This window comes from Sporosarcina obsidiansis, assembly GCF_009651005.1.
Classification (GTDB): domain Bacteria; phylum Bacillota; class Bacilli; order Bacillales_A; family Planococcaceae; genus Sporosarcina; species Sporosarcina obsidiansis.
The window spans coordinates 55,628-69,424 of sequence record NZ_WHVW01000001.1; the positions used below are offsets into that span (position 1 = coordinate 55,628).

General features: G+C 45.3%; 14 protein-coding genes and 1 riboswitch. Of the genes, 13 read left to right on the plus strand and 1 reads right to left on the minus strand.

What is annotated here, in order from left to right; all coding sequences use genetic code 11:
- Positions 1 to 132 precede the first annotated feature (132 nt).
- From GD002_RS00280 to GD002_RS00340, 13 genes are all read left to right on the plus strand, one after another.
- On the plus strand, positions 133 to 555 hold the full coding sequence (locus GD002_RS00280) for a DUF1934 domain-containing protein (RefSeq protein WP_153730327.1): 423 nt from the start codon (positions 133 to 135) through the stop codon (positions 553 to 555).
- Complete coding sequence (argS, locus tag GD002_RS00285; RefSeq protein ID WP_153730328.1) at positions 552 to 2,219, plus strand: arginine--tRNA ligase; 1,668 nt, start codon at positions 552 to 554, stop codon at positions 2,217 to 2,219. The genes GD002_RS00280 and argS overlap by 4 nt, the downstream gene beginning before the upstream one ends.
- Before the next feature lie 316 nt (positions 2,220 to 2,535).
- Positions 2,536 to 2,668: riboswitch (cobalamin riboswitch) on the plus strand.
- Positions 2,669 to 2,809: 141 nt separating this feature from the next.
- The gene (locus GD002_RS00290) at positions 2,810 to 3,787 is read left to right on the plus strand and encodes an ABC transporter substrate-binding protein (protein ID WP_153730329.1); all 978 of its coding nucleotides are present in this window, start codon (positions 2,810 to 2,812) and stop codon (positions 3,785 to 3,787) included.
- Entirely contained in the window at positions 3,780 to 4,772 is a 993-nt protein-coding gene (locus GD002_RS00295) for a FecCD family ABC transporter permease (RefSeq protein WP_194841416.1), read from the plus strand. The genes GD002_RS00290 and GD002_RS00295 overlap by 8 nt, the downstream gene beginning before the upstream one ends.
- Position 4,773: 1 nt before the next feature.
- A complete protein-coding gene (locus GD002_RS00300; RefSeq protein WP_153730330.1) occupies positions 4,774 to 6,243 on the plus strand; it encodes an adenosylcobinamide amidohydrolase in 1,470 nt (489 codons plus the stop codon).
- A 2-nt stretch (positions 6,244 to 6,245) separates the two neighbouring features.
- A complete protein-coding gene (gene cbiB / locus GD002_RS00305) occupies positions 6,246 to 7,199 on the plus strand; it encodes an adenosylcobinamide-phosphate synthase CbiB (protein WP_153730575.1) in 954 nt (317 codons plus the stop codon).
- Positions 7,186 to 8,259 (plus strand): threonine-phosphate decarboxylase CobD, encoded by a 1,074-nt coding sequence (gene cobD, locus GD002_RS00310; RefSeq protein WP_153730331.1) that lies wholly within the window; start codon positions 7,186 to 7,188, stop codon positions 8,257 to 8,259. The genes cbiB and cobD overlap by 14 nt, the downstream gene beginning before the upstream one ends.
- Positions 8,241 to 8,819, plus strand: coding sequence for a bifunctional adenosylcobinamide kinase/adenosylcobinamide-phosphate guanylyltransferase (locus GD002_RS00315; protein ID WP_153730332.1), 579 nt, complete (start codon positions 8,241 to 8,243; stop codon positions 8,817 to 8,819). Before cobD ends, GD002_RS00315 begins: the two co-directional genes overlap by 19 nt.
- Positions 8,816 to 9,634, plus strand: coding sequence for a cobyric acid synthase (locus GD002_RS00320; RefSeq protein WP_153730333.1), 819 nt, complete (start codon positions 8,816 to 8,818; stop codon positions 9,632 to 9,634). Before GD002_RS00315 ends, GD002_RS00320 begins: the two co-directional genes overlap by 4 nt.
- 12 nt (positions 9,635 to 9,646) lie before the next feature.
- Positions 9,647 to 10,408: an adenosylcobinamide-GDP ribazoletransferase gene (cobS, locus tag GD002_RS00325; RefSeq protein ID WP_153730334.1), complete on the plus strand. Its 762-nt coding sequence runs from the start codon at positions 9,647 to 9,649 to the stop codon at positions 10,406 to 10,408.
- On the plus strand, positions 10,381 to 10,974 hold the full coding sequence (locus tag GD002_RS00330) for a histidine phosphatase family protein (protein WP_153730335.1): 594 nt from the start codon (positions 10,381 to 10,383) through the stop codon (positions 10,972 to 10,974). Before cobS ends, GD002_RS00330 begins: the two co-directional genes overlap by 28 nt.
- A complete protein-coding gene (locus GD002_RS00335) occupies positions 10,926 to 11,315 on the plus strand; it encodes a bifunctional adenosylcobinamide kinase/adenosylcobinamide-phosphate guanylyltransferase (protein WP_153730336.1) in 390 nt (129 codons plus the stop codon). The genes GD002_RS00330 and GD002_RS00335 overlap by 49 nt, the downstream gene beginning before the upstream one ends.
- A complete protein-coding gene (locus tag GD002_RS00340; protein ID WP_153730337.1) occupies positions 11,312 to 11,893 on the plus strand; it encodes a cob(I)yrinic acid a,c-diamide adenosyltransferase in 582 nt (193 codons plus the stop codon). Before GD002_RS00335 ends, GD002_RS00340 begins: the two co-directional genes overlap by 4 nt.
- Before the next feature lie 220 nt (positions 11,894 to 12,113).
- Here GD002_RS00340 and GD002_RS00345 read toward each other — a convergent pair whose 3' ends face one another.
- Positions 12,114 to 13,313 (minus strand): iron-containing alcohol dehydrogenase, encoded by a 1,200-nt coding sequence (locus GD002_RS00345; protein ID WP_153730338.1) that lies wholly within the window; start codon positions 13,311 to 13,313, stop codon positions 12,114 to 12,116.
- Between the last annotated feature and the right edge of the window lie 484 nt (positions 13,314 to 13,797).

Here is a 13,797-nt window from a genome sequence, read left to right on the forward strand (position 1 = left end):
TCTTTTGACAGTATGGGAAGGTTCCGAGCAGATTAAACGGCTGCCGAGAAAAAGTTTACACTCGGTAACATTGAAAGTGACAACGGATGAAGTGTATAATAAGTGAATCTATTTATATAAGGCGGTGAACGAATGGAAGCGCCGAAACAGACGGTGCATGTCCAGCTCCGTTCTATTATTCAGCATCCAGGACAGCCGGCAGAAACACATGAAATGCGGGCGAATGGACAAATCGTTGAGAAAAAAGGACAGGCTTATTTATTATTTGAGGAACAGACAGAAGGAGTTCCTGCGATTCGAACAACCGTTAAACTGCATGCGCAAGATGCGTTCATCATGCGAAAAGGCGGCGTTCAGATGAGATTGCCATTTCGACCGGACGACACGCGAATTGGTACATACGGAAATGGACCGGCCGTTATGGATTTACTCGTCGATACAAAAGAACTTCATTGGACACCTGGGAGGTTTGCGGTGGCGTATAAATTGCATGCAGAAGGAAATGTATTAGGGAACTATCAATTGACAATAACCTATTCGGAGGTAACACAATGAATGCAGTAGAACAGATTCAACAGGAAATTAAACAGGCCTTGCAACTGGCGATCCAGAAGGCGGAACTTGTGGAGCAATCGGATATCCCAGAAGTCAAGCTAGAGTCACCAAAGAATAAAGAAAATGGTGACTACGCTGCGAATATTGCAATGCAATTGACGAAGCTAGCAAAGAAGCCACCGCGTGCGATTGCAGAAGCTATTTTAGAGCATCTAGATACGACGGGCACAGCGATTCAATCGATTGAAATTGCGGGACCTGGCTTCCTGAATATCCGTTTGAAAGCGGATAGTCTAGGGGATACGATTAAATCTGTCCTTGAACTAGGTGAGGAATATGGACGCTCTGAAAGTGGCAATCAACAGAAAGTCCAAGTCGAATTCGTTTCTGCCAACCCAACAGGAGACTTGCACCTTGGCCACGCGCGTGGAGCGTCTCTAGGAGATTCGTTATGTAATATTCTGGATTTTGCAGGTTATCAAGTATCACGTGAATATTATATTAATGACGCAGGTAATCAGATCAATAACTTGGCATTGTCCATCGAAGTCCGTTACTTCGAAGCGCTTGGTCTTGAAAAAGAGATGCCAGAAGACGGTTATCGTGGAGCAGATATTATTCAAATTGCACAAGACCTAGCAAAAGAACATGGCGACCGTTACGTTCATGTTTCAGAAGAAGAACGTCTAGCGATTTTCCGCCAGTACGGCCTGGAGATCGAACTGAATAAATTGAAGAAGGATTTGGCAGATTTCCGGGTTCATTTTGATAACTGGTTCTCCGAGACTTCGTTATATGAAAACGGCAAAATTGAAGTAGCGTTAAATAAATTAAGGGAAAATGGTCATGTGTACGAAGAAGACGGAGCTACCTGGTTCCGTTCCACTACATTTGGCGATGATAAAGATCGCGTATTGATCAAACAGGATGGCTCATTCACTTATTTGACACCGGACATTGCTTATCACGAAGATAAACTACGACGTGGATTTGATAAACTCATTAATATTTGGGGAGCGGATCATCACGGGTACATTCCACGTATGAAAGCGGCAATCCAAGCACTCGGCTATGACCGCGACACGCTGGAAGTAGAAGTGGCACAAATGGTCCAGCTATACAAAGACGGTGAAAAGTTCAAAATGAGCAAGCGAACAGGGAAAGCTGTTACGTTACGTGAACTGGTAGAAGAAGTTGGACTAGACGCGGTACGCTATTTCTTCGCGATGCGTTCAGGCGATGCACAAATGGACTTCGACCTAGATCTAGCTGTTTCTAAGTCCAATGAAAATCCGGTGTATTACGCACAGTACGCACATGCTCGTATTTGCTCGATTCTACGTCAGGCGAAAGAGCAGAATCTGCAAGCGTCTACGGAGCATGTCACACAATTGCAGGATGAAAAAGAGTTAGAACTATTGAAAAAAATCGGCGACTTCCCGAAACTGGTCAGTGATGCAGCACGTCTGCGCGCGCCACATCGAGTAACGACGTACATCCAAGAACTCGCTGCTGCTTTCCATAGTTTCTATAATGCGAATAAAGTACTCGATCCTGACAATAAAGATTTATCCGAAGCACGTTTGGCGTTGATCACTGCAACAAGTACGACGATCGCGAATGCGTTGAAACTTGTCGGAGTAGAAGCACCGGAACGAATGTAATCGTATTTGACGTAACATAACGCCAAGAAGGAGTCTGATTAGGCCCTTCTTGGCGTTATATCGTGTGATAGGTTGGAACAAGAGAGCTTTGGAGCGGTTCGGAGAGAGTAATGCTCGGTTCAGCAGAGGAATGGCGCGGTTAGCCTTCCGTTTGGCTCGGTTGCTAAGTGGATTCGCTCGTTGTTGTAGTTTTACGCTCGTTTGGCCAACATATTGGCTTGGTCCTAAGATTTGTTGCGCAGAGCGAGATGCATTTCTCAAGCGACCCCACACTGTACAACGATGTGAATTATAGTATAATAGAGCACGATTACGAATTACATAAATTCCGAAAGGTTCTCTCGTTCAAACGGAGATGAAAAGGGAAATCGGATAGAAGCCGATGCGGTCCCGCCACTGTATGTGCGTTATGCACAAGCCAGGTACCTGCCTTTACGGAAGTGAGTTCCGCAGCAGCCTACGAGGATGGGCAAAGTGGAGGAGATCTGCTGTAGATTTCATCCTGCCTAATCCTTCGAAATGATCGAAGGATTTTTTCGTGTCTGTAGCAGACAACGTAATGGGTAAGAGACATAAAAGGAGGAAATAATATGAAGAAATTTTGGCAGCTGTTGTTGACCGCGCTGCTTGCCGTCTTATTGCTTGCAGCGTGCGGCAACGATAACAAAAAAGAAGAAACGCCAGGGGATTCCGATAAAGCAACGGAAGAAACGAATACGGACCAAACAGAAGGTACCGCGTATCCTTACACCATCAATGATTCTTCTGGAGAAGATGTCACATTTGAAAAAGCTCCAGAAAAAGTGATCTCCTTGATCCCAAGCAATACAGAAATTTTATTTGGCATCGGTGCAGGTGATCGAGTAATTGCGGTCACTGAAAACGATGATTATCCGGCAGAAGTAGCTGATCTTGACAAAGTAGGCGACTACAATGTCAATATTGAAAAAGTTATTTCATTGAAACCAGACGTAGTATTTGCTCACGATATGATGTTAAGCTCGAGTGAAGAAGGGTTGAACCAGATTCGCGATGCTGGTATTCCGGTGGTCGTGGTACCGACTGCAGAAACATTTGATGAAACCTATGAAACGATTAGTGTTTTCGGTGAGATCATGAATAAAAATGAGGAAGCCGATCAAATCATAAAAGACATGCAAGCAAAAGTTGACGAAATCAAAGAAAAAGCAGCTGATATCACAGACAAGAAACGTGTCTTCATTGAAACGTCAGATGCGCCGGAAATCTATGCACCTGGTAAAAATACATTCCCACAACAATTCTTGGATATGATCAACGCTGAAAACGTCGTGACAGAAGAAGGATGGGTCATGATTAGCCCAGAAACAATTGTCGATGAAAATCCTGACGTCATAATTGCGATGCATGGTACGCCAGACATTATCGATAGCATAAAAAAACGTGATGGCTTTGATACGATTACGGCAATCAAAGAAGATCAAGTTGTTCGAGTAGATGAAAATATTACAAGCCGGACAGGTCCTCGTTTAGCAGAGGGATTAGAAGCTTTTGCAAAAGCCATCTATCCAGAGGTTTTTGGTGAGTAAAACGGCTGTCGCCTATGCCGTGTCGATTGCCACATTTTTCGTAGCAATTTGGCTCGGTGTATCGATTGGCACAGTGAACATACCAATCGAGACGCTATGGAACGATGCAGATGAGACGGCAACCAATATCCTATGGAAAATCCGTATGCCGCGTGTGATACTGGCTGGAATTGTCGGTGCATCGCTCGCGATTTCGGGAGCAGCTTTCCAAGGGCTGTTGAAAAATCCATTAGCAGATCCATATACCCTCGGAGTGTCATCCGGTGCCTCTGTAGGCGCTGTGATCACACTCTTTTTTGGTATATCATTGCCAGTCCTAGGCACATTCACACTACCTGTCTTTAGCATGATCGGTGCAGCAGCTACAATGTTCTTAGTCATCGGCTTTGCCCGTTTAGTCGATCGGTCAATGAAAATGGAAACGATTATTTTAACAGGCATCATCTTTGGTTCGTTCCTTGGCTCCGTGTTATCTATGATGATCGCGTTGACGCAGGAAGAGTTGCGTCAGATTATCGGATGGCTGCTAGGCAGTGTGTCGATGCGCGGGTGGAAATATATTACGATGGTGTTGCCATTTTTCATCATAGGTTCATTCATTCTGTGGCTCAATCGTCGGGAATTGAACGCCATGTTATTTGGAGAAGAACGTGCACATCATTTAGGAGTCAATGTAAAACAACGCAAATTAATGATCTTGATTGGTGGGTCTGTTTTAACAGGTTCAGCGGTTGCGGTATCCGGTACGATTGGCTTTGTAGGCTTGGTCGTTCCACATATGACGCGTTTGCTGTGGGGTTCTGATCATCGGCATGTACTTCCGCTATCTTTATTTAATGGCGCTTCGTTATTAATCATTTGTGATTTGGTAGCTCGTACGATTATTTCACCAGCTGAACTGCCAGTAGGTGTCATCACTGCGTTCATTGGGGCTCCAGTCTTTGCTTATATCTTTTACAAACAGCGTAGGAAGGGAGCGATGTAATATGTTACAAGTGGACGGATTATCCGGGGGGTATGGCAACGAGCCGATTGTGCGCAATGTGTCATTTCACGTGGATAAAGGAGAAGTCCTTGGAATATTAGGACCAAACGGTAGCGGAAAATCTACCTTATTGAAAATTATTTCAGGGATTTTGCCAAAGCAAAGCGGCACTGTGACAATTGACGGAAAATCCGCTGCGACTTATACACAGAAGCAATTTGCACGGAAAGTTGCGGTGCTGCCGCAACTACATGCCCATGCGTTTTCCCATACAGTAAAAGACACGGTAGCACTGGGAAGATATCCGCATCAGTCAGGGATTTTCTCTAGTTGGTCGGAGCAAGACGAGCAAGCGGTTCAGGATGCAATGGGTTATACAGGAATCAGTCGTTACGAAGATACGCCAATTGAATTATTGTCAGGTGGGGAACAGCAACGGGTATTTGTTGCACAAGCACTCGCTCAAGAAGCGCCTATTTTGTTGCTTGATGAGCCGACGAATCACTTGGACATCGCCCATCAACAGCAGTTGCTAGATACGATTCGCAATCAAGCGCATCAGAAAGACATTACCGTCGTTTCTGTATTTCACGACATTAATTTGGCGGCGTTGTATTGTGATCGGCTGCTTTTATTGAAACAAGGGGAAGTAGCGAATGTGGGTTCACCACAAGACGTTGTGCTGGAGCAGGAAATCCGCACTGTCTATGAAGCACGTGTCAAAACGCAGCCACATCCTGAAATGCCTAAGCCTCAAATGACGTTATTGCCAGATGTACGCGGAGAAACAAAATGGTTCAGCGTTACTAAAGAAGATATTACAATTCTTGCCGATCATGTTGTTTTGCATGCACAACAGCCCCTTAAGACAATATCATCTGCCGTTCATAATGCGGGGATGGGTTGGTACCGAACGTTTATTAACCGAGGTGTACGAGATGATTACGACATTGATGATGTGCAAAAAGAGAATACAGATTATTTGCTGTCGCACGGTTATCATTTGACGGATACGGTGGCCATGATGACAGCTGTTAGACCAGAACATGTAGAAGTGGAAGAGTACGAAAGTGAACATGGCTCGATCGTCATTGCGGTGACAGCAGGCATCGGCAATGCGGTAGACGTTTCCAAAGCGTGGCATCGCGAAGAATTTCCATATATCGGCACGATCAATACGTGGGTGTTTATCAATGGGTTCCTATCGGAAGAAGCGTTTGTTCAAGCGATGATTACAGCGACCGAAGCGAAAACGAAAGCGTTGCAGGATGAAGAAGTGGTCGATCCGGAATCTGGTACGATTGCGACGGGTACTTCGACTGATAGTTTGTTGATCGCTTCCACTCAGCAAGGAACGTCATTTCCATATGCAGGGCCAATTACACAGCTTGGGAAATTGATTGGAAGAGGCGTGTATGAATGTACCGTGCGAGCGATTCATTCATATAGGCAAGCGAAAGGTGGAGTGTGATGATACCTGCGCATTTTATCGCGATTGCGATTGGGATGGTGCTCGATCGGTTGATTGGTGATCCACCTAATTGGCCGCATCCCGTTAAATGGCTTGGCACATCGATTCATAATTTGACGAAGCTGTTGAACAGAGGCAGAATGCGCACGGTAAAAGGTGCATTGTTGTGGTTGTTCATTTGCGGCATGACGTTTGGTTTGGTTATTTGGCTGATCAGTATAATGTATCGTCTCCATTTATTTGCAGGCATCGCGGTGGAAGCATTGCTCATTGCGGCGGGACTTGCACAGAAAAGTTTACGGGATGCGGCACTTCTTGTCTACGAACCATTGCAGACCGGTGATTTGAAAGAGGCACGCGAAAAGCTCAGCTGGATTGTGGGAAGAGATACAAAGAAACTCGACAGCGGTGGTATTTCACGTGCTGCGATTGAAACGGTATCGGAAAACACGTCAGACGGGATCACCGCTCCATTGTTCTGGGCATTCTTACTAGGAGCACCGGGTTTATGGCTTTATAAAGCGGTAAACACACTGGATTCAATGGTGGGTTATCGAGATGAACACTATAGCGAGTTTGGCAAAGTGTCCGCACGAATGGACGATCTGTTTAACCTTATTCCATCGCGCATTACGGGTCTGCTAATTATCTTGTTCACTTCGAATGAAGGTGGCTTGCCGTTGCGTGAGCGTTTTAGTGGCTGGTTGCGTGATGCAAGGCGTCATATGAGTCCGAATAGTGGCTATTTGGAAGCAGCGACTGCTTGGCAATTAAACATTCAGCTTGGCGGGAAAAATACATATCGCGGTCGGACATCTGAGCGTGCGAAGCTGGGACCACCAGTGACCGCGACTGCATCACACATCCGCTCTACCATAAAACAAATGCAAGCAACCTCCTGGATTTTCTGGTTGCTATTTACAGCGTTAGGAGTGTTACTTTATGCAATTACCTGAGCATGGAGCGAATAGTACTAGATTGTATGAGTCGTTGAATTTGGTGGAGCCTGAGGAAGTGTTGGACTTTAGCGAGAACTGCAACCCAGCTGGAATGCCGTTATCTATTACGAATGCATGGCCGGACTTGATATCCAAATTACTGAGCTATCCCGATCCAGATGGACAGCCATTTAAAAGGGCGGTTGCACAATTTCATGGAATCAGTGAACTACAAGTGCTAGTCGGCAATGGGGCAGCAGAATTATTGTCGTTACTGGCAGAACGTTATCGTGGGAAACGAGTCGTGCTGATTGATCCAACGTTTTCAGAATATCGTGCCACGTTAGAAGCAAGTGAAGCAGAAATCATCTCGATCCAAGCGAATGAAGCAGAGAATTTCCGGTTGCCTGTCTCACGTATTCAAGACAATTTGCCGCGTGCTGCCGCCATTTATTTGTGCACGCCAAATAATCCGACGGGAATCCTGCCGTCGATGGAAGAATTGATAGCTGTGATTCATGCAGCGGAAACTAGCGGGACAGAAGTAGTGTTGGATGAGGCGTTTATCGACTTTGTGGATGAAAAGCATTCATTTATTCATCAAGTAGAAACGTATTCGCATGTTATCATTGTTCGCTCCATGACCAAAATGTACGCGATCCCGGGCATCCGGTTGGGCTATTTGGTGGCCCATCCTGAAATTATTGAAAATGTAAAAAAGCAAGCACCACATTGGCATGTGAACGGATTAGCGGCTGAAATCGGTATGCTTTGTTTACAGGAGGCGTCATACCGAGAACGAGCAATTCATCATGCAGAAGTAGAGCGAAAGAAGATGGCTGACTTTTTGCGTGCTCATCATTGTCGAGTGATCGACTCGGCAGCAAACTATCTCGTATTTTCACCGAAACTAAATGCGAGACAGCTGTATCAGGATTTATTGAGACAAGGCATCGTCCTTCGTCACTCCGAAAATTTCCGCGGAATGGATGGCAGATGGTTACGAGTTGGTATGAAATCGGAAGCGATGATGGAAAGATTGCGGGAGGCGATGGCAAAATGGTTCGAGCAACAGTAACCTTCATTAGTGGTGGCGCGCGTAGCGGGAAAAGCGCCTATGCCGAACAGCTACTTGTCACACAAGCAAAAAATGCAGGGCGACTCGTCTATATCGCGTCCGGTGTTGCATTTGATCAGGAAATGAAGGAACGGATCGCGAAGCATCAGCTCGATCGTAGACTAGCTGATTGGCAGACGATCGAACAGCCGGTAGATTTTCAACAGGTGTTGCCTCATCTACAGCAGGGGGACTACGTATTATGGGATTGTTTGACGACGTGGTTGGCAAATGAAATGTACGAAGGCATTGAAGAAGGACGACCTTGCTGGCAACGGCCTGGTTGTCTAGAGCAGAAGCAACAGAAATTATTGTGCACGATTGAGCAAATGACAGAAATTATCGATCAGCTTGTAATCGTTTCCAATGAAGTGCTCGATGAATGGCCATATTATGAAGAAGAAACGGAGCTTTACCGGAAGACCATTGGTGCTTTACACGTTCGAATCGTTGAGTGCTGTGACGTGGCAATTGAAATGGACTATGGATTGCCAATGGTTTGGAAAGGAGACAATCAATGAATGGATTGATGGTCGTCGGTACGGCATCAGATGTTGGGAAAACCATGATCTGCACCGCGTTTTGTCGTATTCTTGCCAATGAAGAAATAAATGTGGCACCATTTAAATCACAAAATATGTCTGGCTTTTCTGTGAAATTGCCAAATGGCCTTGAAATCAGCCGTTCGCAATTTCAACAGGCGGAAGCTGCACGGACTGCACCAATTGTGGAAATGAATCCAATTTTATTAAAACCCAAACCGCAATTGCAATCAGATGTGTTATTCATGGGAAAATCTATGATCACAATAGGCGGTCAGGAATTTCGTGAGCAGTTATACGAAAAAGGTATGGATACAATTAAGCTAGCCCTTCAACATCTATCGGAAAACTTCGATACAGTGATCATTGAAGGGGCAGGAAGTACAGCGGAAGTAAATCTTATGGATCGCGAGCTGACGAATATGCGAGTTGCCGAATTGGCGGATGTGCCGGTCGTGCTAGTTGCGGATATCTCAAAAGGTGGAGCGATCGCTTCGATTGTCGGTACGCTTCAATTGCTCTCTCCCGAAAGACAGCAGCGAATAAAAGCCATTATTATCAATAAATTTTATGGTGATATGGCGTACTTCCAAGATGGGGTGGAGTTCATTGAACAATACACAGGCACTCCGGTCGCTGGTGTTATTCCAGTTTTAGAGAATCACGGAATCCCTGAAGAAGATATGGAACGTGACACAAAACCTGCTGCGTCGGGTGTTGATGTCTATGAACAATGGGCGGAGCACGTCAAGAAACATATGAACTGGCCGTTGATCAAATCTATTTTGGCCTAAAGGAGTGACGTGATGAATAGCATTTTATTGGCGCTCCAATTTTTCACTTCGCTGCCCGTTCAAAGAGAACTGCCGCTCGGAAAAAAAGAGGTTTCTGGCATGTATATGGCCTTGCCGCTCATCGGTGGAGGAATTGGCTTGCTGCTTGGTACGATTGCATATATTGGCGGAGACATGTTGGGCTTTAATAGTTTCCTCGTTGCGATGCTGATACTGTTGGTAGGAATTGTGGCGACAGGAGGCTTGCATGTGGACGGTTTCGCGGATCTCGGAGATGCCTTTTTTTCGTATCAGGACCGTGAAAAACGTCTAACGATTATGGAAGATCCTCGACTCGGTGCGTTCGGAACCATTTCATTGCTTGTCTTGCTCGGTTTAAAGGTTGGCTTGTTCATGGAGATAATGGGGATGGAGAACGGCTGGGCATTCCTCGTGGCAGTTCCTATTTTGTCGCGAGCCACGATGGTAGTTTATTTCACTACGACAAAGACGGCAAAACATAACGGGTTGGCTCATTTTTTTAAGCAACATTTTCTAAAAAAGCGAATGCAGGCTGCAAGTGGTCTCATCAGCATCCTCACTGTCATTGGACTAGGTGTTCTATACGATTCATTGGTTATCGTTCCTGTCATGATAGCTACTCTAGTAATCGCAGTCTATTTGTATCGACGCTGGACCGTCAAACACTTTGGCGGTGTGACAGGTGATCTGTGTGGTGCATTTATCGAAGGAATGGAGGTGCTTTTATGGCTCGTCCTTATCGCTTATTTTTAATCCGGCATTTGCCGACAAATGCAAATAAAAAGCGACAATATTGCGGCTGGACGGATATCGGGCTGGCACGTGACGAAGGAGATTCCATTGAATTTCCGATCGATGTGAACCAAGTGTATGGAAGTGATTTACGGAGAGCGCATCAAACGGCCGCCATTTATTTTCCTGAAGCGATGTACCAAGCTGATTCTCGATGGCGGGAGTGTAACTTTGGAGATTTCGAAGGGAAAACGTACGAACAATTAAAAGATGATGCTGCCTATAGGCGGTGGCTGGCTGACCCTTGGCAAGTGGCGCCACGTAACGGGGAAACTTTGCAACAAGTAAAGGTGAGAATACTAGATGCACTTCAAGACTTGCCGAATGATTCCGTTGTTGTGACGCATGGGGGAGTGATTCGGTTACTGTTAGAAACATTTTCAGCAGATCCGCGCACGTTTTGGGAATGGACGGTATCGAACGGTTCGGTCTGGCAATTCGAGTGGGAAGATGAGCAACAATGGAAGGAGGGACAGCCATGCACATCTTTATCGGAGGTGCCTATAACGGCAAAACGGAGTATGTAAGACGCTGGATTGGAGATCAACCTGCGTTCTTCTGTACAATGGAAACAGTAGCATCTGCGGCACCTGAGGAGAGGTTAATCATCTCAGGTTTGCAGGATTGGCTAAGACGTTCTGAACTTAGTGAGTCGGAAGCTAGCGAAGCAGTGCGCCTCGTCAGCATGCATGATACAGTGTTCATCTTAACGGACATCGGTCGCGGCATTGTCCCTCTCGAACCGGAACAGCGTGAGTTGCGTGATCGATGCGGCCGATTGTATCAGCAATTATTCAAGGAAGCGACAGAGATTACACGAATTTGGTACGGTATTCCCCAAACTATAAAAAGGAGTGAAATGATATGAAAATCTATACGAAAACTGGAGATAAAGGCAAAACGAGCTTGATCGGAGGGCGCGTGGCAAAGGATGATTTGCGTGTCGAAGCATATGGCACGATTGATGAATTGAATTCTTTTATTGGAAAAGCGATGACGGAGCTTGAAGGTGACAAGTTTGCAGATATTTTAACTGATCTAGAGACAATACAGAATGAACTATTTGACGGTGGCGGTGACTTGGCAAATGTCATGAAAGAACGGCATTATAAGTTAGATGAAGCTCCGATCACCGTGCTGGAAGAGCGAATAGATAAACTAATGGAAGAAGCACCCGAACTGGAACGCTTCATCTTGCCAGGCGGCTCACCTGCTGCAGCCACTTTGCACATCGCCCGCACCATTACCCGTCGCGCAGAGCGAGTCACAGTGACATTGATGAACGCAGCAGACGACGTATCGCCAGTCGTTCAGCGCTACTTGAACCGACTATCTGATTACCTTTTCGTAGCTGCTCGTATTGTCAACGCGCGTCTTGGCATACCGGATAACGAATACGTCCGCAGTGCGAAGGTATTCCGTACAAATGAAAAGAAGGAAAAGTGAGTGATAGCAGACAGAAGCCAGAGCGTAGAAACTCGTGCTTCTGTTTTTTATTGTGCTGGGAGTCATAAAGCGGACCGCGCGAAACTTCTCGCAAACCGAGCCAATATGGCCTTTTATCGCGCCAAAGTCTTTAAGAACCGAGCGAAAAACAGACAACACCGATCCAAAGCTAGGCCGAAACGAGCCAAACGTCTTGTGTAACAAGCCAAACAAAGACGCCTTACTCCTTAATCAAATAATAAAGCTCCGTAAACTGAGTTTTACTCAGGATTTTCGGCACGGGATACAAAGGATTGGCTTCTGCCGCTGTTCGTCTGACCATCAATGGAATATCCTTCTCCACAATCCCACTCACTTTCTCTGGAATATTTAGCGCTCGATTCAAAGCCTTAATTTCCCTAATGAACTTCTCAGCTTTCGTTCGCTTCGTATCCGATGGTGAAGAAACACCGATCACATCTGCAAGCTCAGCAAGCGGTTCGTAAACACGGCTGCCGTAATACTCCAAAACATAAGGCAAGATGATGGCGTTCGCCTGCCCATGAGGCACATTGTAGAATCCACCGAGAGTGTGCGCGATAGCATGTACATTTCCAACATACGCTCGGGTAAAGGCTTTGCCTGCCAAATGAGAAGCCCATTGCATATTTCTTCGAGCCTCTAGATTATCCCCATTAACATACGCTTCGAATAAATTTTGGAAAACTAACTGGACCACTTCTCGGCCCCATTGCTTTGTTTCTTTTGTATTGCTTTTCCCAATATACGCCTCCACTGCATGGGTCAGTGCATCGATACCCGTAGCCGCTGTGATTGCTGGCGGCAGTTTAAGAGTCAGCAATGGATCAAGTACCGCATAGTGTGGAATTAGCACCGTATCATTAATGGCGTATTTCTCATGCGTCACACTGTTCGTCACGACGGCTGCCAGCGTTGCCTCACTTCCAGTTCCGGAAGTCGTAGGTACAGCAATGAGCGTCGGAATTTCTTTGCGTACATGTAATTGTCCCTTCAATTGTGGAATACTCTTATCCGGTCTTGCGATACGCGCCCCAATCGCTTTAGCACAATCAATCGGCGAACCGCCACCAAACGCAATGAGTGCCTCACATTGATTCGTACTGTATAATTCACGTGCTTCTTCTATATTATCAATCGTCGGATTCGGTACCGTCCGATCATAGACCAAATACTTAATGTCCAATGAATTCAGCCCTATCAACAATTCATCCAGTAGCCCCAACTTTACAATATCGCGATCCGTAATAATCAATACACTTCCAATACCTAAGCTCTTGATTTTCACCGGTAGATTCCCTAAACTACCCGCCCCCGTCAACAACTTCGGTTCTCTCCATGGCAAAAATTGCATGCCCATTTTAAACGCACGCTGAAACAGCCGACAGTACAATGAATACATCATTTCAACTCCCTTCAACTAAATCGTGTGATATAATGAAAACGCTATCATAAAAGTGTGGATTTTACTATATTAATATTGTGAAGATGAAAATCACTTTGCATCTATTTACCTTTCTAATGTTTGTTTACAAACACCAACAAACAATAAGCCTTTACATAACGCTTTAAAACGAATTATGTTCTTAACTTTACTATTTAATTTCAACGGAAAGAAACCCGTGTATTTTGTCAGGTATACTAGTAATTCTCCACATTTTATTAAGTTTGATTGTATTGGAGAACGACTCAAGTCATACCTGCGGAAAGTGTCCGTCTGAAACGAATACCCCGGACCACTCACTCAATATGCTTTCAAGTATATACTTTAGCGATGTGTTTTCAATAAATTTTCAAAAAATTGTTGACTGAATGCTCATTCATAATTTACACTGTACATACGCTAAATTACTTGTAAGCGATTGATCATTAGGGGTCTTACGAAG

What these genes read in the sequence shown, in the direction of transcription:
- cobD (WP_153730331.1), top strand. Translation starts at nt 7,186, where the DNA reads ATGCAATTACCTGAGCATGGAGCGAATAGTACTAGATTGTATGAGTCG.
- GD002_RS00315 (WP_153730332.1), top strand. Translation starts at nt 8,241, where the DNA reads ATGGTTCGAGCAACAGTAACCTTCATTAGTGGTGGCGCGCGTAGCGGG.
- cobS (WP_153730334.1), top strand. Translation starts at nt 9,647, where the DNA reads ATGAATAGCATTTTATTGGCGCTCCAATTTTTCACTTCGCTGCCCGTT.
- GD002_RS00320 (WP_153730333.1), top strand. Translation starts at nt 8,816, where the DNA reads ATGAATGGATTGATGGTCGTCGGTACGGCATCAGATGTTGGGAAAACC.
- argS (WP_153730328.1), top strand. Translation starts at nt 552, where the DNA reads ATGAATGCAGTAGAACAGATTCAACAGGAAATTAAACAGGCCTTGCAA.
- GD002_RS00290 (WP_153730329.1), top strand. Translation starts at nt 2,810, where the DNA reads ATGAAGAAATTTTGGCAGCTGTTGTTGACCGCGCTGCTTGCCGTCTTA.
- GD002_RS00280 (WP_153730327.1), top strand. Translation starts at nt 133, where the DNA reads ATGGAAGCGCCGAAACAGACGGTGCATGTCCAGCTCCGTTCTATTATT.
- GD002_RS00345 (WP_153730338.1), bottom strand. Translation starts at nt 13,313, where the DNA reads ATGTATTCATTGTACTGTCGGCTGTTTCAGCGTGCGTTTAAAATGGGC.
- GD002_RS00335 (WP_153730336.1), top strand. Translation starts at nt 10,926, where the DNA reads ATGCACATCTTTATCGGAGGTGCCTATAACGGCAAAACGGAGTATGTA.
- GD002_RS00300 (WP_153730330.1), top strand. Translation starts at nt 4,774, where the DNA reads ATGTTACAAGTGGACGGATTATCCGGGGGGTATGGCAACGAGCCGATT.
- GD002_RS00330 (WP_153730335.1), top strand. Translation starts at nt 10,381, where the DNA reads ATGGCTCGTCCTTATCGCTTATTTTTAATCCGGCATTTGCCGACAAAT.
- GD002_RS00340 (WP_153730337.1), top strand. Translation starts at nt 11,312, where the DNA reads ATGAAAATCTATACGAAAACTGGAGATAAAGGCAAAACGAGCTTGATC.